This is a genomic window from Nostoc sp. ChiVER01 (genome assembly GCF_034531155.1).
Classification (GTDB): Bacteria; Cyanobacteriota; Cyanobacteriia; order Cyanobacteriales; family Nostocaceae; genus Nostoc.
Genome location: NZ_JAVRBS010000030.1, coordinates 1 through 21,231, shown reverse-complemented (window position 1 = coordinate 21,231; position 21,231 = coordinate 1). Strand labels below are relative to the sequence as shown.

14 protein-coding genes and 4 pseudogenes are annotated in these 21,231 nt (G+C 40.9%); 7 read left to right on the top strand and 11 right to left on the bottom strand.

Translation table 11 applies throughout. From position 1 onward, the window contains the following. Nucleotides 1-122: 122 nt before the first annotated feature. Nucleotides 123-413, bottom strand: a complete 291-nt coding sequence (locus RMY00_RS28905) for a hypothetical protein (protein WP_322650826.1) — start codon at nt 411-413, stop codon at nt 123-125. Between the two features lie 119 nt (nt 414-532). Next, complete coding sequence (locus RMY00_RS28900) at nt 533-1,372, bottom strand: prephenate/arogenate dehydrogenase (protein WP_322650879.1); 840 nt, start codon at nt 1,370-1,372, stop codon at nt 533-535. Nucleotides 1,373-1,439: 67 nt separating this feature from the next. Here RMY00_RS28900 and RMY00_RS28895 point away from each other — a divergent pair, with 67 nt between their 5' ends. The 3 genes from RMY00_RS28895 to RMY00_RS28885 all read left to right on the top strand — a co-directional run bounded on the left by RMY00_RS28895 (nt 1,440) and on the right by RMY00_RS28885 (nt 4,605). Next, nucleotides 1,440-3,014 carry a pentapeptide repeat-containing protein gene (locus RMY00_RS28895; protein WP_322650878.1) on the top strand — a complete coding sequence of 525 codons (1,575 nt, stop codon included), beginning with the start codon at nt 1,440-1,442 and terminating at the stop codon, nt 3,012-3,014. Nucleotides 3,015-3,059: 45 nt separating this feature from the next. Further along, nucleotides 3,060-3,650 (top strand): DUF1517 domain-containing protein, encoded by a 591-nt coding sequence (locus RMY00_RS28890; protein ID WP_322650825.1) that lies wholly within the window; start codon nt 3,060-3,062, stop codon nt 3,648-3,650. Nucleotides 3,651-3,720: 70 nt separating this feature from the next. Continuing rightward, on the top strand, nt 3,721-4,605 hold the full coding sequence (locus tag RMY00_RS28885; protein WP_322650824.1) for a hypothetical protein: 885 nt from the start codon (nt 3,721-3,723) through the stop codon (nt 4,603-4,605). A 512-nt stretch (nt 4,606-5,117) separates the two neighbouring features. On the opposite strand, the gene RMY00_RS28880 is transcribed toward RMY00_RS28885, so the two are convergent. From RMY00_RS28880 to RMY00_RS28860, 5 genes and pseudogenes are all read right to left on the bottom strand, one after another. Beyond that, a complete protein-coding gene (locus RMY00_RS28880; protein WP_322650823.1) occupies nt 5,118-7,940 on the bottom strand; it encodes an ATP-binding protein in 2,823 nt (940 codons plus the stop codon). A gap of 250 nt (nt 7,941-8,190) precedes the next feature. Continuing rightward, nucleotides 8,191-9,303, bottom strand: coding sequence for a histidine decarboxylase (locus RMY00_RS28875; protein ID WP_322650822.1), 1,113 nt, complete (start codon nt 9,301-9,303; stop codon nt 8,191-8,193). Between the two features lie 359 nt (nt 9,304-9,662). Continuing rightward, nucleotides 9,663-9,833 (bottom strand): CopG family transcriptional regulator, encoded by a 171-nt coding sequence (locus tag RMY00_RS28870; protein ID WP_322650877.1) that lies wholly within the window; start codon nt 9,831-9,833, stop codon nt 9,663-9,665. Nucleotides 9,834-10,392: 559 nt separating this feature from the next. Next, the gene (locus RMY00_RS28865) at nt 10,393-12,339 is read right to left on the bottom strand and encodes an amino acid transporter (RefSeq protein ID WP_322650821.1); all 1,947 of its coding nucleotides are present in this window, start codon (nt 12,337-12,339) and stop codon (nt 10,393-10,395) included. 581 nt (nt 12,340-12,920) lie between these two features. After that, nucleotides 12,921-13,031: pseudogene (locus RMY00_RS28860) on the bottom strand (Uma2 family endonuclease); the annotation flags it as partial. 98 nt (nt 13,032-13,129) lie between these two features. On the opposite strand from RMY00_RS28860, the pseudogene RMY00_RS28855 reads away from it, so the two are divergent. Then, nucleotides 13,130-13,757, top strand: a pseudogene (locus RMY00_RS28855) (ISKra4 family transposase); the annotation flags it as partial. Nucleotides 13,758-13,781: 24 nt separating this feature from the next. On the opposite strand, the pseudogene RMY00_RS28850 reads toward RMY00_RS28855, so the two are convergent. Beyond that, nucleotides 13,782-14,210 (bottom strand): annotated as a pseudogene (locus RMY00_RS28850) (ISKra4 family transposase); the annotation flags it as partial. A gap of 101 nt (nt 14,211-14,311) precedes the next feature. Then, nucleotides 14,312-14,782, bottom strand: a pseudogene (locus RMY00_RS28845) (Uma2 family endonuclease); the annotation flags it as partial. Nucleotides 14,783-14,992: 210 nt separating this feature from the next. On the opposite strand from RMY00_RS28845, the gene RMY00_RS28840 reads away from it, so the two are divergent. Together RMY00_RS28840 and recR are read left to right on the top strand one after the other, a co-directional pair. Further along, a complete protein-coding gene (locus RMY00_RS28840; RefSeq protein WP_229497609.1) occupies nt 14,993-15,343 on the top strand; it encodes a histidine triad nucleotide-binding protein in 351 nt (116 codons plus the stop codon). A gap of 165 nt (nt 15,344-15,508) precedes the next feature. Further along, nucleotides 15,509-16,066: a recombination mediator RecR gene (gene recR / locus RMY00_RS28835; protein ID WP_244919309.1), complete on the top strand. Its 558-nt coding sequence runs from the start codon at nt 15,509-15,511 to the stop codon at nt 16,064-16,066. 242 nt (nt 16,067-16,308) lie between these two features. Here the strand turns inward: recR and RMY00_RS28830 are convergent, their stop codons facing one another. Together RMY00_RS28830 and RMY00_RS28825 are read right to left on the bottom strand one after the other, a co-directional pair. Continuing rightward, entirely contained in the window at nt 16,309-20,163 is a 3,855-nt protein-coding gene (locus tag RMY00_RS28830; protein ID WP_322650820.1) for a CHAT domain-containing protein, read from the bottom strand. Between the two features lie 187 nt (nt 20,164-20,350). Further along, complete coding sequence (locus RMY00_RS28825) at nt 20,351-21,046, bottom strand: hypothetical protein (RefSeq protein WP_416212113.1); 696 nt, start codon at nt 21,044-21,046, stop codon at nt 20,351-20,353. An 11-nt stretch (nt 21,047-21,057) separates the two neighbouring features. On the opposite strand from RMY00_RS28825, the gene RMY00_RS28820 reads away from it, so the two are divergent. After that, entirely contained in the window at nt 21,058-21,183 is a 126-nt protein-coding gene (locus RMY00_RS28820; protein ID WP_322650818.1) for a hypothetical protein, read from the top strand. Nucleotides 21,184-21,231: the final 48 nt, after the last annotated feature.

Below are 21,231 nucleotides of genomic sequence, written 5' to 3'. Positions count from 1 at the left end.
TCAAAAACATTCAACATAAAAATAAACCAATGATGATGTGGGGTATGATAACTGCCTTCAAGCCAGAAATCCCAGTCTTCATACACTGATAGCTTCCCACATCACACGTAACACTTGTAATATTAGTCTTGAGATTCCTCAGAAGTAGGTTCCGATTCGGCTTCAAGTTCTTCTGTTTGGACTTTGACTGGAGGTTTAACAGGTTTTGGCCCGCGTGCTAGGGCAGGATTTCCCTGCTGCCTGTTTTCTTCTCCATAAGATGCTTTTTTCCCCTTGTCGGATGAGCGGTTACGGCTCGGTTTTGAGCTTTTGGGGTTGGATTCAATAGAAGGTATAGAATCCGTATTTTCGGAATTGTTGTCAGTGCTCGCTTGGACCTGACGTTCCGATTTCTTAATTGGGCGTTCTACCATTGTTGATTTTTGTAAATTTATCTGTATAGTACATCGGTTTTGTGACTATAAAACGTGCTTTTTTAGGCAAAACCTACGCAGTATTGGGTGCGTTGTAAATAATGTAACGCACCCTAAAACTAATCAACAAAATCAGGTCGTGCCTTTCCTGTTGATTTCAACTTTTGCTCTAAAGCTGCCCAATTTTCTTGCTCAATTAAGTTAGTCAACTCATCGAGATTATGACGATACTGTTGCAACGATCGTAGCAATGCCTGACGATTATACCGGGCCATCATCACACCCAACTCTGGATTCCCACCACCCACACGGCTGGTATCCCGAAAACCTGAACTTGCTAACTTTTGGGCTAATTCCAAAACATCGGGGTCAGTTTCACTCAAACAAGCAGCAATCAACGAAGAACTGACCATTACAGGTAAATGAGAAATCCAACTAACAGCGCGGTCATGTTGCTCAGGTTGACAATAGTAAATTTTAGCCCCAAGCGATCGCACAATTTCCTCTACAGCCGTAATTGCACTAGTTTTGGTTGTAGCTATCGGTGTTAGTACATAAGGTTTATCAACAAATAAATCTCGCTGTGCAGCTTCTATGCCACTGTCTGTCCTTCCCGCCATTGGATGACCGCCGATAAAATTATCCCAAAGGGGAGAAATTGCCTTGACTATCTGTGCTTTCGCTGAACCCACATCAGTTACAACGCAAGAAGCAGACAAATGAGCGATCATTTCCTTAAATTGGGGCACAATAAGCCCTAGAGGTGTACAAATAAATACAACCTCTGCGGCTGCCAATAGGCTCAGATCAACGGATGCTTGATCAACACTGCCGAGAGCAACTGCCTTTTGACAAGTGGATTCACGGCGACTAACTCCTAAGATATGATGTCCTTGCGATCGCAAATCAAAACCCAAAGATCCGCCTATCAATCCCAGTCCTAAAATCCCAATATTCATTTTTGATTTTGACATTTCGTTTTTTATGATACCAACTATTAAAGTTGGCATCCAAGGGGTAGCATCAATGACTGTAGAGGAATTACTGGAACAATACGCGGCAGGAGTCTTAAACTTTAATGGTGTTGACCTCTCGGAAGCTAACCTGAGTGGGGCGAAACTCAGTAGCATAAATCTTAGCGATGCCAATTTGAGTATAGTCAACCTGAGCGGCGCGAATCTGAGTGAAGCTAACTTGAGCAATGCCAAGCTAAATGTAGCAAGACTCAGTGGCGCAAATTTATCTAGCGCCATCTTAAATAATGCCAGTCTCAACGTCGCTAATCTGATTCGAGCGGATCTTAGTCGCGCTCAACTTAAAGGAACCTCATTGATCCGCGCCGAATTAGTTCGTGCTGATCTCAGTCGCGCCGATCTGTTGGAGGCTAACCTCACCAGTGCCGATCTGCGAGAGGCGACACTCCGCCTAGCTAATCTCCGCCACGCTAACTTGAGTGAAGCCCTATTAAAAGGCGCTTCCTTGACGGGAGCCAACTTGGAGATGGCTAACTTAAATGCCAGTGATCTCAGTCGTTGTGACATTAGCGGCGCAAATTTGCGAGATGCCGAACTCAGACAAGCGAATCTCAGACATACTAACTTGAGCGGATCAGATTTGAGCGGGGCGAACCTCCGGTGGGCAGATTTAAGCGGTGCAAATCTCCGATGGGCAGATTTGAGCGGCGCAAAATTGAGCGGGGCTACTTTAATTGGCGCAGATTTAAGCAATGCCAATTTAACGAATACAATTTTCATCCACGCCGATTTAACTCAGGCAAAATTAATCAGGGCGGAATGGATTGGTGCTGACTTAACAGGATCAACTTTAACTGGGGCAAAGCTTTATGCTACCTCTAGGTTTGGTTTAAAAACCGAAAGCATGATTTGTGAATGGGTTGATCTTAGCCCGGCAGGCGATCGCTCCATTATTCAAAACTTCCATTCCCAAGATTCACGAGATTTTTTTAACGAAACACCGCCAACAATCCGAATTATTGTTGATGCAGCCATAGAACACGAAGCCAATTTTGCTCTTGCTGGCGCTTATTATCAAATTGCTCAGGAATACCGGGCGCTGAAACAACCCCCAAGCATGGAAAGTGGGCCTCGTCGAACTGTTTTTACATTTCATGTAGATAGGGACGAAGCATTATTCCCCACTGCTTACATTGCGATTCTTCCCTTTCTAGATGCGGTATCTACCCAAAAGAATATTTCCAGGATGGTAGAAATGATTAACAATGAAATTATTGCAAACCAAAATTTAAAATCGCTAAAATCACCCCATATCGTAAAAGAATTAAATATTCTTATAGAGCAAGCAATGAGTCAGGCTACAACAATTAAACAGATGAAAAAAAATCTCGAAGTAGCTGCGAAGTTAAATTTTTGTAAAGCACCAACCCAAATAGTTTTAACCAATTCTAGCGCCCAGACTTTAATTGCTCAGGACAATCCCCAGTTTGGAAAAAGATTTATTAATCGCTCTGTTCTGAATGCTTCAGCTTATAATGATACATCTAATGAAGCAACAAAATATATATTGCCTTCGTTAAATATGGTTATAGATTTTGTCAAAGGATTTCACTATATTGCTCATTAATTATTAAACTTATAAGTAATGAGAAAATAAAATTTGGAGGAAAGAATGCGCGATACCTTTAATAAAATGATCGGTCGAACTCGCTATGTAGTCTTACGCCTATTTCTGCACTTAGGGGGAGGCGAGGTAGCCCCAATTTTAGGAGTATTAAATAGTGTTGGACGAGATGCGATCGATGCCGATGGCGATTTAGAAGTTTTGGGAGAAGGATTGGTAGAAATTAGCCAAACCCTACTCCAATACGATGAATATTGGCTTTCTGCTGCTAACGAAGGTGACGTATTTTTTGATGAAGGTGAGGCAGGAGATTACGTGAATGAATTATTTACTGACTCTGCCCAAAGATATCTCAGTGAACCAAGTTACAGTTCTGATAGATCAAATGAACCTTTATCTATACCTGTAACCCAGAATATCATTGTGATGATTACAGCAGCTTATGAAGGAGAAGTACCAGAGTTGGAAACTGATCTTTCTAATATTCAAGCACTCAAGGAAGGCTTGAAAGCATTGATAAATTTGCATTATAAACATAAATTCCAAGCAATCCAAGTACATTTTTCGCCAGCACAGTTAGGCGATGAACTCACTAGCGACCAATTGTTGCAATATTACCCAGAATTGATTCCTTTATAATATGTTGGGTAGTCCGTACTTACTACTCGCATCGATAAATTGTTAAGCTCAGAGATAGGACAATAATCCAATGATCATGACCATAGTACGTAAATTTACAGCCGTTTTTTTAGCTCTGAGTTTGTGTATGACAACTGTTGCTTGTGGTGGAGGAAACGAAGCTAATCCCCCAGGTAGGAACGTTAGTCAAACCTCTACTAACACAAAGCTGAGTGACGGAGAGTATCAAATACAACAAGCTACTTATGACGATGCAACTGGTGAATACAGCTTGTTTTTACTTAACAATAATCCCCCAACCTTTGCAACCGAAAATTTGCAAATGGCACGGTTAACTGATGATGAAATCAAACAAGGTAAAAAAACCTATCTAAAGGTAGATAAAGGCCAACCAATTTTATATTTGACAGAAGACTTTAAAATTGAGTATGTCCACAACGTTACCGAGAATAAAACCAATCCTCAAACAGGACAGCAAGAGACAGTTGTAGTCCGTCGAGAAAATAGCTTCTGGGCACCATTTGCTGGATCTGTAGCTGGTAGCTTGGCTGGTCAGGCAATTGGTAGTATGTTGTTTAGACCTCAATATTATGTACCGCCTGTCTATCAATCAGGTCGAGGATTAACTGGCTTCGGTGGATATGGCGGAAGTTATGGCCAAGCAGTTGAAAGCTACCAAAGTCGCTATAATGCTCCACCCGCAGCTGTGAGAAATCGCACTGCATTCCGTAGTACGGGAACAATTAGAAGATCGTATCCGGGAAATTCAACTATACGTAACACACCGCGTAGCACTACAGGTAATAACCGTCCTTCTGGTTCTGGCTTCGGTGGTAGTACTTTACGACCTTCTGGTAGAGCTACTTCACCCAGACGCAATTCTGGTAGTAGTTTTGGTAGTGGGCGTAGTTCAGCACCCCGCCGCTCAACTGGTTTTGGTAGCAGACGCCGTTAAATAAATAGACTGCCTAAGAAGTAAAGGTAGTCTGGTGTGTAAAGAAGTCGGAGAGTTGACCTATGAGCCTCCGGCTTCTCTTTATATATATACAAATTGTGAGGATTAATTATGACTTATTCGGTTAAATAATATGAAATGCTAAATACAAATATTGCTAAAAGAACAGGAACCATTTTATTAAAGTCTATTTGCTTTTTTTGAAGCATTTCTAAACAAGACATCGGAATCATTAGAGGCCAGAAGATAGTTGTTACCAAAAACATCACACCTGATAAAAATTTATATTCTGGATTAGAAGTAGGATGACGTAAGGAAAATATTAACCAATTGCCTAGAAAATAGCATGTCATAAACAGGTAAACAATACTTAAAGTCAGTTGTATCTGATTCATTGTGAGTACTTCTGAAGTTATGTGAGCTTTAATATAGCCCAATTCAGATAAGACAGATACTCGTAAGTACACGGTAATGGCGTGTCCTTAACCAGTACCCATTCAAATGAAATATCCCTATAAATTTTCTCTTCCCCTGCCTCCCCTGCTCCCCCTGCCTCTTAGGGGAATTGTAATTATAAATTCTGTACCTTTATTAAGAGAGGAAATACATTCTAATGTTCCCTCATGTTTTTGAGTAATTATTTGGTAACTAATAGATAAGCCTAAGCCTGTGCCTTTCCCGACTGGTTTTGTGGTAAAAAAAGGGTCAAATAGTTGCTTTTGAATATTTTCCGGGATACCACAACCATTATCAGCAATAGAAATAACTACTAACTGCTGGTCAGGAATAAAACTAGTAGAAATGCAAATCTGGGGAATATTAATAGTTTTTTCACTGACTATCGATTCTTCTAAAGCATCGATTGCATTTGCAAGAATATTCATAAACACCTGATTGAGTTGTCCAGGGTAACATTCTACCAACGGTAAATTGCTGTATTCCTTGATGAGTTTAATCGCTGGATAATTAGCTGTAGCTTTGAGGCGATGCTCTAAAAGCATCAAGGTACTATCAATACCCTCGTGAATGTTTACCGTCTTCATCTCTGCCTGATCTAGGCGGGAAAAATTACGTAAAGATTGTACAATTTCTGTAATTCTTTCAGCACCAATTCTCATAGAAGTTAGTAACTTTGGTAGGTCTTCTATTAAGAAATCAATATCTATGGCTTGTGCTTGCTTTTGGATTTGGGCTACTGGGTTAGGATAGTATTGCTGGTATAGTTGCAGCAGTTCAAGTAAATCTTGGGTGTATTCATTGGCAGGGGTTAAATTACCATAGATAAAATTCACGGGGTTATTGATTTCGTGAGCTACACCTGCCACTAACTGCCCCAAACTAGACATTTTTTCACTCTGCACTAATTGAGATGCCAGCAGCCTTGCTTCTTGTTGTAATTGTGCTTGTGATTGTCGTAATCTTTCCTCTGCTTGTTTGCGTTTAGTAATGTCGTGGAGAATAACGACATATTCTTGAAAATCTTGATGCGGTCGGTCGGAAATAGAAATTTCCAAAGTTTGGACACCAGCTTTGTGGAACAGAGTGTGTTCACTTCGCTTTGTCCATTGCTCTGGATAGTCAGGAAATCCAAATATCCATTTGCTGAGGTGATTTCCTAGTAACTCAAATGGTTTGATATCAAAAATAGATTCAGTTGCTGGGTTTGCCTGCCTGATAGTACCCTGCTCATCCAAGACCAAAATACCATCCTGGGCAACAGTAAACAGGTGTTCGGCAGCTTCTCGTGCCTCTGTAATGGCTACTACTTGGGGTAAGGTTGTCCAACAGGCTATAGCTACTCCTATAAATGCAGCTGTCATCAACAACACAACGAATAGATTTTCATCTGTAGCCTTTGTCGCCGTGTTAAGGTTAGCACCAAATAACCAGCCCGTTGTGACTGCACTGCATATTAAGATAATTAGGATGCTTACCTGGAGTATAACAGAATCCTTAATAATTACCGAAGAGCGTGCGCGGTAATGTCGCCTCCACCAACTTAAATGAAAAGGCGGGAAGTTAACGTGGCGGATTAGCGCATCAATTCCGATAATCCCAATTGGAAACACTAGACCAATCAGAAAATTTATCCAACCCCAAGCAATCCCCCCCACCAATAAAACCACAATTTCTAACAGCAGAATGCCCAAGGATATTCGGGGAAACAAAACTTCTGGACGATTGCGCCCCAACCAAAGCCCTAAATGCAACAACATAAAGGAGGCAAACCAACCGATATTTCCCACTGCTACAATTTGGGTTACATTTGCCCAAATCAGATAAAGGGAGCAAAGCACCAAAGTTAAGCTCAGAGCAGGCACAAATACGCCCCGACGTGACACAGCAGAAAAGACTGGTGAGATATGGTTATCTAAGGCAAGTTGATACAAAATTCTAGGGCAATTAGAAACTACTGTTGCAGAACCTAACAGAGAAGCAGACACCAATAGAAAGGTGATGTTAATTGGCGCCCAGCTTCCCCAAAAGGGTTTAGAAGCCGCCACAAGATTCAAAAAAGCATTATCATCCAGACCTGGCGCTGTTGCTAACCGCATCATCACCCAAGACCCGCCGATAAAAATAAGTGGCATCATCCAAGCAGCAATATCCAGAAAGCGCAGCGTTTGCTTGGGATGACGGCTATCTGCGACAAAGGAAGAAGCCGTTTCACAACTGTAAGTAGCGTAGGAAACGAAAAAGAACCACTTTGCCCAATCCACAAAGCTCAAAGATGACCAACTGTTAGGAAAAAACCCAGGGCTAGCACTAGAGAAAGTTAACCAGCCAAGACCTTGTACACAAAAGGTAGTTAGTAGCCCAAAAGCTGGAATCGCAAAAAATAAATGCAAAATACTCAGCGCACGAGTACCACTAAACGCCACTACAAACGGCAGTAGCGTAAAGGCAATGTCTAAAAATAATTTAGGACAGGCAATGCCTAGTGATTCTAAATTCACTCTAATTAAATCAGTGAGAACGAGAGTATTAACTGATAAGTAAGAAACCCAGTTAAGAAGGTATCCAATAGCAGCATAGCGAGCTAGTCCAGGGTAGCGTTTGAGCAGATGGCTCACATAGTTGGGCGTTCCTCCTGCCACATTAATAGAATACATTCCTAAACGCTTGACCTGATAGTTAATCAGCATCCCGACAATTACAGCAGGTATCCAAACAAAAATAGCTTGTGAACCAAGAGCAGCATGAATTGCAGGAACTAATGCTACCCATGAAATATGAGCTGTCAAACCGAAGCCCCAGCTTTCAACAGCATTTAGGCTTCTAGTTAAGCGAGGGTATGAAGATTGACTTACAGATGTATTGTCTTGTTTGAGCATGATAGGCAATGCAAAGCTTTTTGGTTAACCTTATTAGCTAGAGTTTCCACCTCATAATTGTTCTGAAGGCAGACTTTTATTGAAGATGAATTATCCGCGAATCAATAATAAATTCCGGTTTATCTAAAGATTTATTTGATAAATAACTTTTTATAATTAGCGGATATAGGCTCTCATAAATATTTAGAAAAAAGTCAACTTTGCCAACAGCATCGTATGCTAATTCTACTCTGACTACTGGCGAATTACTTTACTCTTTACCTATTTTTGCCAAATCAAAATTTTCTGTAACAAGTTCTTCAACAAAATAATCTAGAAATTCAATGTAGTGATTTTGCATGATAATTGCATGTGCATAATCTCCTCTAGCTGCGAGTTGATACTTTTTCACCAGATTATCGGAGGGTTTATTGAAGACAACTGTATTTGAATAAGGGTTGAGAAATGGATTGAAGTCTCTTAACTTTAGTTGTGTATACAAATGCTCTGCTTTGGCTACACAATCAGCTACTTCTAATCCAAAGTTTGAACGCCTTTTGGAGATTTCATGCCATAAACAAAGTGAAGTATGGCCGTTGCGGCTACCTCCAATCGTCATATCCTGAGCGCCGATATACTCGATATCAGATGTGAGAGCTTCAACCAAATGTTTTTTAGTAATAATAATGCCACAAGGGAAAGGACTACCAATAAATTTATGTCCTGAGATTGACAGCGAACTGATAGGTCTGTTGAAATCAATCCAGTTCAAACGCAAGTAGGGAAGAAGCATTCCCCCTAAAGCGCCATCAACATGAATATAGAATTGGCTGACCTGTTTCATCTCCAAAACATTGAGAATCTGCTCAATATCGTCTATTGCCCCTGTAAAAGTAGTACCTAGATTAAGGCAAATAATCGCAGGCAGATTAGGTACAAGTTGCTTATAGAAATCACTATAGTCCATTTCTTCCGAAGGTGTTTGTACACCAATCTTGCGATACGGAACTCTAAAAAACCTAGCTGCTTTAGTCACAGAGTAATGTGAAGCATCTGATGCATACAAAATAGCATTAGGATAGTTTTCTCTCCCTAAGAGTATTCCGTATAAGTTACCTTCGGTTCCACTGGTAGTTACGTATCCCCACCAATCTTGAAGGTGGTATAAATTTGCAAAAAATTGCAACACCTCTTTTTCAAAATCTCGGGAATCAATTCGATAATGCGATTTAGTAAAGCAATCTCCTCCAAGGTTATTAATTGAGTATTTAAGAAAAGGTAATAAAAATGTATGATCGTGTTTTAAGTTATAGGGATACCCTAAATGAAACTCAGATGCTTCATTAAGAATTAGCTGATACTCAGAAAGAAAGTCAACATTCATTTTATTGTTCCAAATCTTGTTGTTAAGTAATTCTTTTAAACGCGTTCAAATAATCTAAAGTAGCTGTAGAACCACCAAGCGCATTTCTGCATCAGCAGCTTCTGTGCCAAAACCACCAGCTTGGACATTTACTTCTTGAAAGTTAACATTTACTTGTACATTTAATTACTGATACCAATTCTGTATGAAGATGCGCTCAACCATATTTAAGTACAAGGAAGAAAAACGAACCACAAAGGACGCATAGACACGAAGTGGCTTCCCGCAGGGTAGGACACAAAGAAAGAAACAATTTAAGAGGGTTTGGCGCAGCCTCACAAAGAAATGGTATGAGTAACTACGCTCTATAACTATGCTTTTCAATTTGTATTTGGTGTTGATTCAACAGTTAAAGAACGGATTAACTCTCGAATTACATCCGTTGCTGGTCGTCCTGTTATTGAGCAGTATTTCTCTAACGTCTCTGCTTCGCTTGATGTAAGATTGATTGTCAGGCGTTTGATAGCCCATTTCTTATTCACTGATTCAATTGACTCTACTTGAAACTATTTCTCTAATATCAATCATTCGAGCTGTTATCACAATGATAAAATTAATGATATTAGCTTTAAGAAGCTGTAAAGGAAACACTACTAACTTTGAAGCCGTAGTGAAGAGTTCAAATATAGTTTAAATTATAAAATTTAAGTATTTTATAAATAACAATTATGAATAGAGCATAAGCTAAAAGTTTTTCTATAATTAAGCATTCAGTGGAAATACTCGGTAACTACAGTAGAGGGTAATAGCCACCGCGTTTCTACTAATTAGCCAAATCATCATCTATCATAATTTCAATCACGATACCGCCAAACCAACAGGGCGGACGCATCATGTCAATAAGACTAGTCTATGAGAATAAATGAGAATAAACTCAAAAATAATCTCATTAATCCCTACTTATTGACAAAGATTTTAGGGATCACTTTGAGCCTTGGAAAATAAATCAAGCCAGAAATACTGATTTTTCGTTGGGTCTTATCGTGATCAAGAGTACTTTAGATGCGTTTGCCCTGCCCTGCCTCCCCCTCTCCTGCTCTCCTTTCTTCCTCACCCCCCGACATGAACGCCAGGACGTTTATGGGGATCTTTTTCAGCCCGACGGAGTACTTCACGGGTGACTACAGCAATATCACCTTCCCCAAACAAGATAAAACGCAGTAAATATTGTATGGGGTTGCCCTCAACCCAGCCGAAGTAAGCATGGGGAATTTTACCTGTTTGGTCACGAATATAAAGTAGTAAAGCCGCGATCGCATTAGGTACTGCTGCACTCTCAGCCCGGAGGATGCGGTAATCACCAACTTGCACCCCTCTTACTTTTATGATATCTGCAAATTCTGAAGCATCTGATACCTGAATCTCTAGAAAAAGAATTGGATCGTTGGGTGGAATATGATTGTCCTCGCGCACTTCTTTCTCTTTCATAAAATACTCTAGGACATCACCCGTATTAAATCGATTAGCAATTAAGCGTATTGCTCCCTGGCTCTCTTCGGCAATGAATTGACCAGCAAGTTCATCAACTTCAATCCGCTCTGCTCGTAGTTCTGTTGAACGCCAAACACGAGAAACCAACGAAGTAAAAATGATTGCACCAATGAAAAACCCAGCAATCCTAATACCTTCTGGTCTTTCGATGATATTAACAACAGTGGTATATAAAAATAACAGTGTGATAATGGCAAATACTAGTCTTGCTCGCTTCTGTCTGTGACGGTGGGCTGATAAGGTTACGGCAAAGGCGGCTGAGGTAATTAACACAAGCACACCAGTTGCATAAGCTCCACCTTGGGCTTCCACATTTGCTCTGAAGATAATTGTGACAACAAAGGCGATCGCTGTGTAGACTAATACCAAAGGTCGCGTTACTCGTGCCCAATTGGGTGCCATGCCATAGCGCGGTAGGTAGCGAGGCACAATATTCAGTAACCCTGCCATTGCGGATGCACCTGCAAACCACAAAATCGAAATAGTACTTAAATCGTAAATTGTGCCAAAGCCATTGCCTAGATATAGATGTGCCAGGTAAGCTAGGGCCCGTCCATTGGCTTTCCCCCCAGAAGCAAATTCTGCGGTTGGAATTAGTAAAGTGGTTATGAAGCTGGTAGTAAGCAAAAAGAAGCTCATAATTAGAGCAGCACTGGTAAGCAGCTTGCGTGTATTCCGAATCCGCCCTTTGGGATGGTGCGGAGTGTTGTTGTTGCTACCTTTTACCAGGGGCATAACGGTTACACCAGTCTCAAACCCTGATAATCCCAGTGCTAGCTTGGGGAATATAAGGAGAGCTATGCCAAATAATATCAAAGGGTTGGAATGGCGGGCAAAAAGTGCAGTTTGCCAGTTAGCGATCGCATTTGGGTGAGTTAAAATCTGATACAGGCCAAGGCCAACGATAATGAAGTTTAACAGCAGATAAACTCCCACTAAAAAGACTGCAATACCTATCGCTTCTCGGAAACCTCTCAAGAAAACTGCGCCTAGTAATGCAACTAATATTAGGGTAATTGCGATCGTCTGATTATGAAGCAAATTTGGCGTTAGCGGATTTTCGATAATATGGGCTGTAGCATCAGCAGCTGACAAAGTAATGGTAATAATAAAGTCAGTTGCTACAAAGCCGAGTAAGCACAGTACAAGTAATTTGCCTTGCCACCAAGGGAGCAAACGCTCTAACATTGCGATCGACCCTTCACCATGAGGGCTTTCGGCAGCAATGCGCCGATAGATTGGCAATGCTCCAAAGAGCGTCAGTAAAACTAGAATTAGGGTAGCTACAGGAGAAAGAGCGCCAGCAGCCAGTGCTGCAATCCCAGGTTGATAGCCAAGGGTTGAGAAATAATCTACACCAGTCAAGCACATGACCTGCCACCAAGGATGCTGGCGATGTAGTTCTTCCTTGCGGTAAGACCCTTTTTTCTCTGGTCGATGTTCTTCAAGCAACCAGTCGATTAACTGGCTACCGAGCCGTTTTGTTGAAAGAATTGATTTAGCCATCAAATACGGTTGTGTTGCAATCGGCTTTGTGATTTTTAAGCCTTTGTGGTTTATTAAAATTTTCAACTACAAAGGTATAGCATTATTATTGTATGTTAAGCATCCTGTCCGATTTGCAAAATATATCGTGGATGTTCGTAGCCGTCTAGGGTATCAAGTTAAATTGCAGATTTAAGTATATAAATAATCAATACTGTAACCGTATATTTTCGGTTTAACCCTTTCGTACCCTTTGTATCTTCAAGCTACATCAGTTATAAAAAAAGGTCATTGCTAAATAAGGCACTTACGCAATTAGTAAATTTGTCCTAAGAGATTGTTCTAAAAGAATATTTAAAAAGTCAGTTTTTTTGGTAACATCTAGGTCTTGTAAAACCAGGGTCTATGCATCTAATAATTTACTATGGTCGATGTCTGGCGACAAGAAGCAGAGCTTCTACGCACCTCTAATGATAGGGTTCAAGCAGGTGACTCACCCTTAATAATCATACTCTAGCTTGATGCGATGTCTACAACGGGCTACGCCTACGCACCTCAACTTTATCATGTATTTAAAGAGGGAGAATATCATCTAAGCGAAGTTATAAGCCAGGTAAAAGCGGCGAATTAATTGCTTGATTTAGTCGGTATTGTTGTTGAATATAGGTGTCTTCAACTAATTGACAAATGGTGAATGTAGGTTGTTTAGGCTGGGAGCATCCAGTTTTGGAAGATTTACCACTTATGCGAAAATGTAAAGGGAAATAACCCTGTGCGATCGCTGACAATGAACTAAGACAAAGAAGAACAGATCAAAGCCTGCTTACAAGAATTGTCAACACTCCTGTATGAAGAAGCAGACAAAAGTAAGCTGACAGACCTCGAAGGCATAGAAAAAACAGTTCGCAGTCAAGTATTAGAACTAGTCAGCCCAGAAATAGCCCTTTTTTTATCGAACAAGAAACTGGAACAATCATTTGGTAAAACCAGGAAAATAAAAAGTCTAGTAGGGGAATTGACTCTTAAAACCAAACAGCTACAAAGACTAGGTTTAAAAGCAAGAAGTAGGTTAAGTCCATTACTTCAAAAGTGTTGTTTGAGGCTATCAGCTAATGTTTCATATCAAAAAGCAGAAATTGAGATTGAGGCATTAACAGGAGTGAAAGTTGGTCACTCAACGCAACAAAAACTAGTTCTCGAACAAGATTTTCAACTACCGCTAGCATTGCAAGTAGTTTCAGAAGTGAGTGTAGATGGTGGAAAAGTCCGACTCAGAGGTAAACCTAAAGTAGGCTGTCACTGGCGAGACTATAAAACCGTTCGATTGCAAGGAATTTACTGTGGTGCATTTTTTGATGACAATCAATCATTAGTTAGATTATGTTAATAGTCAGCGTCTGGTTAACCCGTTAGTTTGTTTGGGAGATGGTCATGATGGGAGCATCCACTTTTGGCAGAAATACTTAAATAGCAAGCAAACCATTGAGATAAGCACAACGAACAGAAAGAATTTGGTTGACACTCTCAACATTCCACTGTGCGCCAGAAATTTTAATCCTAGCGCCAATCTGTTTAATCGCAGACTTAACCGCACCAGAACCAATAGAACAAAGTTGTTCAGCTTGGTAATAGCTATAGTTGACAATGCGGGAGCAATGTTTTTCAAGATAGGCAATAAAGTTCTTAACTTGTTTGCCCCGACAATGTTCACATAAAGCTTTAGCTTTTTCTAGTTGACCATGCCATAAAAAAGTTTTAGCAGCTTTGAGCCGCTTTAGAGAACTACCAACTTTATAAAGATTTTCCTTGAGATGATACCAATCTAATATTTCCCAACGCTGAAAATGCTCTCCTTGACCAAACTCTTTGACCAGATTCCACACGCCATCATGACGGGAACATCCACTTTTGGAAGAAACATAATTTTGATACTCCGAAAACCCTACTATATGGTTTATCTAAAAAAGTAAATCCGCCGAAAATGGATGCTCCCTTTAGGCTTACCAATAAATGCTACACCGCCCAATCCCCGATAATCTACAATCCAATATTCAGGAATGTCTAAAAGTGCATATTCTTCAACTTTCCGTGCATAGTCGGTTTCCCAGTTGGTGCTAACAACTTCCACCACCAATTTAATTGAGCGTCCCATTGTAATTACGGGTTCTCGCTCTCAAAGCGGTTAACCGTCAAGAACAGTTTCATCAAGAACTACAACATCAGGACGGCGAGCTGTAGCTGTATCTGCAAAAGGATAAATTAAACAAGTGCGAGGAATAAACCAGGGGAGTTGTTCTGCAACAAGGTAGATGCCAACTTGGGTTGCAATGCCACTTACCGTTTCGTGTGGCCCAGTGGGTTCCATATCAATTAGTTCTCCGTCTGCTAATTCATAGCGGGGATTATCTCGATATTGGGAAAGAAAATTTTCAAAAGTGAGGCTTTTCGGGGAGATATATGTTATGAAGTCAATCTCCTAAAGGCAAGTTGTTTTGATTACAAGTTAACCGCGATCGCTCTTAGTGTCTCCCTTTAAAAGAAAACTGCGACCCCATCACCGCTTTGGTTATATGTACTTCTAATGACAAAAACTCTTGCAAAAGTTTTTTGTGTAAATGATCTAGTCGCTACAGTAAACCTTTAAAATCTCTAGCAGATGATTAGGTAGATTGGTATGAGTGAAACTACAGAAACGATTTTCAGCAAAATTATTCGTCGGGAAATTCCTGTTGATATTGTTTATGAGGATGATTTAGCCTTGGCATTCAAAGATATCCATCCCCAAGCCCCTGTTCACATCCTCGTCATTCCCAAAAAACCCATTCCCACACTAGCTGATGCTGAATCTCAGGATCATGCTTTGTTGGGGCATCTTTTGTTAACCGCCAAACGTGTTGCTAAAGAAGCTGGACTGGAAAATGGTTATCGAGTTGTTATCAACACTGGTGATGATGGTGGCCAGACAGTCTACCACTTACATCTGCATATTTTAGGAGGACGGCAGTTGAACTGGCCGCCTGGTTGATAAAGCTATAAAACCAGATGAATTGTGTTTCTAGACGCGATTCATCACTAAATCAAAAACGTTTCCTTCCAAAATTCTGTAGGAATGTCATCATAGTTAAGGTAATCACACTCTGGAGATAAGACAACGGTTTACGCACGCCCTTTAGCACGGTTAATTGAGCAATTGCAACGCCTACCAGGAGTTGGCCCCAAATCTGCCCAACGATTGGCTTTGCATATTTTGAAGCGACCAGAAGCAGAAGTAGAAGCTTTAGCACATGCGCTGATTGAGGCAAAAAAACAGATAGGCTTATGTTCTGTTTGCTTTCACCTATCTGCTGAACCTGTTTGTGAAATCTGCCGCAATGCCAATCGTGACAACAAAACTATTTGTGTCGTGTCAGATCCCCGCGATGTGATTGCGTTGGAAAAAACCCGCGAGTACAAAGGCAAATATCACGTTTTGGGTGGGGTGATTTCGCCAATTGATGGAATTGGCCCAGAACAGTTGACTATACTGGCTTTGCAGCGCCGGGTGAGTCAGCAAAAACCTCAAGAAGTAATTCTGGCAATTAGTCCAAGTGTAGAAGGTGAGACAACAACACTGTATATCGGTCAGCTATTGAAACCATTTACCAAGGTGACACGGATTGCTTTTGGTTTGCCTGTAGGTGGTGATTTGGAGTACGCCGATGAGGTGACTCTGGCAAGGGCATTGGAAGGACGCAGGGAGTTAGATTAGGCTTAACTAAAGATTATAAACTAACACGCTTGGGTTAAAAATCTAGGACTAAAGTCCTTACTACAAACTTTTTCACCCCTCATAACTAATGCGCCCTTCTAACAAGCGGTAAGTTTTGTAGCGGGGTCTATCTTGCAAAGTTGCTCCTCTTGGGGAGATCCCAAGACCGCACTTTGCGCTAAATCCCCGTTGCAAAACTTAATTGCGAATTACGAATTACGAATTACGAATTACGAATTATTCTAATTCAGCTTACCTGTAATCGTGAATGCTGCCCAGTAGTAAGGATGATTATAAAGATTTTTATCTGATGCCATTTTACTATTTCTATATAGTTGTGTCGCTAAATAAGTTTGAATTCGTACTTCTTCAGGATGCAGATTATTCAAGACATCTTCATACCATTTTGTCAGTTCTCCAGCAGTTAATTCTTTCAGCCATCTGGTTGCTTCAGCTAAGGCTGTAACTGCTGATTTATTGGGCTGTAATCGTCGGTAAAACTCTATCATTACCAAGGCACTAGCTGAAGATTCTACACTCCAGAGAGTACTTACTACATGAGGAACGCCTTGACTCACAAAACCAGTAACTAAACTTACATATTCGCTGCTGATAGTGTGGTTGCTAGTAGTTAAGTTTTCACAGGCAGAGAGGGTAATCAAGTTGTAACTTGCCAGGTTTTGTTGGCAGATTTCATCTAGAGTAAGTTTGTCTTTACCTGCTAATGCTAATTCTGATTTTTTGGGTTCAGCCAGATTATTAATTACATTACCTGTAAAATGAAAGATATTGTAATTATTAAATAAGGCATTTTCAACAATATCTTTTGTGGCTTCTAAACCTTGAATTCGTTGGATATTATTGAACATCTGGCTAATAACTTCCGACTCAAGTTTGGCAAATTTCAACGGGGGGTAAGCTGTATTTTCTGGATGTTCAACACTGAGCAATAATTGGTTTTGCCACTGCCAGATATCTTCAGTTCTTATTGATAAACCGATTTGGGCACTAGGTAGATAAGTAACGCTGAAATTTGACTCCACATTCGGCAATGCTTCCGGTGATGGGGAAGGAAGATGGAAAAGGGTATGAATGGGCAATCTGTACAAGTCACGGTGAGGAATTAAAACCAGTTGGGTGATACCTTCAAGTTCCTGTGCAATTGTGGAAATATTCAGAATTTCATATAATTGAAACAGCTTCTGTTCCATATCAACTCGCCAAGAATGCTGGCTTTTACTTTCTTTATCTTGGGCCGTGGTGTGATATTCCTGGTATTGTTGATGCCAATCTTCTAGCCAAGTTTCAAATTCAATTAGGCGTTGTACTGCTTCGGGTAAAGGTAATTCATTGAGACGAATAGCGTCTTCTCCTAAAGGTATTGCCCCAGTATCTTGCATGGGTGTAAATAGAAGAATCGGTGATGGCGCTTGGTCTTTGAGAATAAATGTATGTAAGGCGACTGGACTAATATGCCAGTAAATAATTGCTGTTGTAGGATTAAATAGTTGTTGAATTGCGCCATAATAAGGCGAGTAAATATTATCATTCCAGCCATAAAGCAGCCAGTTTAAACAAGCATTTTTGCCTTGTTCGGCAATTTCCCAGGCTTCAACTAAATCACCGGACTCTACGGCTAAATCAACTGCTAATTGATCAAAGCCTGTAAATTTCAGGGCTAACTGTTTTTTACTTTCGTCTGAACGAGTTTCTTCACTCAGCAATTGCCGCAGTAAATCTGTACCACGTTGTAGTAATTCTTGAACTTGTGTTGTTTGTCCTAAACCCATCAGCACTTTACTTAAAGATTGTAAAACCTCTAGGTGCAATAGAGGAAAATATTCTAGTGTGAGGGTTAACAGCGCTTGATGATACTCAGATGCGGCTTTGCGCCAATAATCACGGGGATTAGTATTTTTTTTGCCTTGGTCATAGTAAGTATTAGCGATCGCAAAATGCAATCTACCCCAACCTTCTGGATGGGTATCTGTCCGCAGATGCTTTAACCCTTCTTCGTAGCTGGCTAGTTTTCCTTCGTAGCCGCCCTGTTGTAAGGCGGGATTTGTCGCTGTTATACTACTCGAAATCTGCAATGCTTCAGAGTTGACTAAATGACCGATCGCAGTTCCCCGACCTATCCAAGCTTCCCAATAATCTTGTTTTATTTGCAAAGCTTTGTCATAACAGGCGATCGCTTCGGCATATTGTTCTAAATAAAACAATGCTACTGCCTGATTATACCAAGCTAAGTGAAAGTCGGGTTTAATGGCGATCGTTTGTTGATAGGAGGCGATCGCTTCTTGTCTACGTCCTAAGTTGTCTAACGCTATACCCCGGTTGTACCAAGCTAAGTAGAAGTCGGATTGAACTGACAGTGCTTTATCCCAGGAGGCGATCGCTTCTGACCATCTTCCTAAATTAAACAGCACTACACCCCGGTCTATCCAAACTTCGTGATACTCTGGGTTAATTTCTAGGGCTTTGTCGTAAGATATAATCGCTTCTGTAAATTGTTCGCTTACAGCTAGAGCTATACCACGGTGATACCAGTTTTCTTGGTCTTCTGGTTCCAAATATAGGGCTTGATCATAACTAGAAATAGCTTCGGGTAGCCAACCTAATTTCAGCAGTGCCAAACCTTTGCTAGACCACGCTTCTTGGTAATCTGCTTTGATTTCTATGGCTTTGTCAAAAGAAGCGATCGCTTCTTCAAAATATCCTAATTCTCCGAGAGTCCCACCCCGATTGTACCAAGCTTTGTAGAAGTCGGGTTTGAGTTGTGTAGCGGTTTCGTAAGATGCGATCGCTTCATCAAAACGTTCTAAATGGAACAGCGTCAAGCCTCGGTTAAACCAATATTCTGAAAATTCTGGTTGAAGTTCAATGGCTTGGTCATAAGATGCGATCGCGCCTAACAAATCGCCTGTTTTCGCTTGGCTTAGACCTTGATAAAACCACCCTTGAGCCTGGGTAACAGGATCATTGCCATGTTGCTCAATTATACCAGGGGAATTACTGCTTTGAACTGCCAAGTTAGAAGCAAGTTGCTGGACTAAATTGGTACTTTGATCCAATTTCACCCACAATTCATCTAATGTATTAGCCACATTTGGCTCTAAATTGGTCAAAGTGTTATCCCAGGTTTCTACTGAGGGAGAAGTTATTAATTCACTTCTTTGTCTAGTAGAGAGGAGATTTGCTTGTGTTGTATTTTGAGCAACTTCATCACGATTATCGAACCTCAGTTGGGTTAATGAGGTGATTGAATCTTCTGCTGCCGGGAGAGGGAAATTTTCGGGTATTGTGGTTTGGGCATCATCCCTTTCATACTCCAATACCAGTTCCTCTAAATTTTCAGTGAATGTTTCCTCAAAAGAGGTATTTTCAGGTGCTGACGTTATTGGTTCAACATCTGGTTCATCATACTCCCATAATTGCTCACCTAAACTGCGGATTAACTCTTGCCCAGGCGAAGTTGGGATAATTTCTTCATTGGTTGTGATTTCTACCACATCTGGCTCATCATACTCCCATAACTGCTCGCCTAAACTGCGGATTAGTTCAAGACCTGGAGTAGTTTCTATTACATTTGGCTCATCATACTCCCATAACTGTTCGCCTAAATTGCGGATCAGTTCTTGCCCAGGAGTGATTTCTAAATCCTCTTCTGGATAATTCTCCTCATACTCTATCTGTGTAGGTGAGTTTTGCATCAGCCGGATGCCAATGTCATAAGCAACATCTCCAATTCTGCCAACACCAAGTTCTCCCAATTGCACCATCTTTGTTGCTAAAAGCGGATTTGGTGCTGGTGAAGCTAGCAAGCTTTCGCCAAACATCACCAACCAGTCTATCCAGCGTTCAGCCGGAATGCGATTTTCTACCCGTTGCAGATACCTCAATGCCCACTGTCGTCCTCGTGCTTGATGCACGCCTTCTAACAATTGGATAAACAATTGTTCCAGATCCGCATTGGTTAGTTCTGGTAGCATCTCCACCAGATTTTGTTCTCTCGTACCCTTGAGAGAACTAGCCTGCTTACTTGCAATGAGGCGCTTTAAAAACCTTCTAAGCGACTGCGATATCCGCCTGAGCATCTGCCACACTATTGGATTTTGTTTTTCTAGATTGTAGCCATCGTTGTGTTAAAAAAATCATCAATTACGTAAAAATCCATTAGATCGGGACAGGGCTTCCGTCGCAGGCTAGCAAAAAATATACAAAACTTCAAGAGTAGAGTATTACAACGTTACAATTCCCTGATTCGACCTTGATGCCAACTAGTTAATTTTCTGTTTGCTCTGTAGTCGATTGACCAGCAGGATATAATTGATTGATTAATGCCTGGACAAGCAGTTCTGGCTCGTCTGTTTCGACGCCAAGCTGTTGAGCAATCTGCTGGCGTAAGTTTTCATCCTGCTGCAACATCACAAACAACTCTTCTAAGGTGACAGTTTGGTATTCTCCCTCTGGGGCCTCTGGGGGGTTCTCTGGGGTATCTACTGACTCTGATATGAAGTTAGTTGGCTCAGATGGTATCGTTGTGCTAAAAGCATCTGGCCCTTCATATTCCCAAATCGGTTCGCCTTGATTGCGTGTCAACAACTGCATTCCGATACTATAGGCAACATCTCCGATTTCTCCGATGTTCAACTCACCCAATTGCACTAAGCGTGCAGCTATTTCATTATTAGGTGTAGGTGATGCTAGTAATCTGTCGCCAAAACGCCTTAACCACCCAACCCAGTCTTCAGTTGAAATCCGATGTTCAATATTATGCAGCCACTTTTGCGCCCATGCTTCCCCTCGTGCTTGATGTACTCCTTGCAACAGTTCGTTGAAAAGAAATTCCAGATCCGTATCGGTTAGGGGTGGGGCTGGTTCTTTTGGCACATTTCCTCTAGATTTTGAGGCAGTCTGTTTTCCACCGAACAAGCTCTGAAAAAGCTTTTTGAGCCATTGAAATAGCCGCTTGAGCATCTGCTGCACCATTGAGTTTTGCTTATCCTAAGATTGTAGCGATCGCACTGGACTATGGCGCTAGTTTAGTCATTAAAATTCTTTGGGCATTGGGCATTGACTTAATTATTACAAATATCTTGAATGGTTGTATGTAAATTATTGGAGGTTGCCCGAATTCAATAAACGACTGCCCGAATTCAATA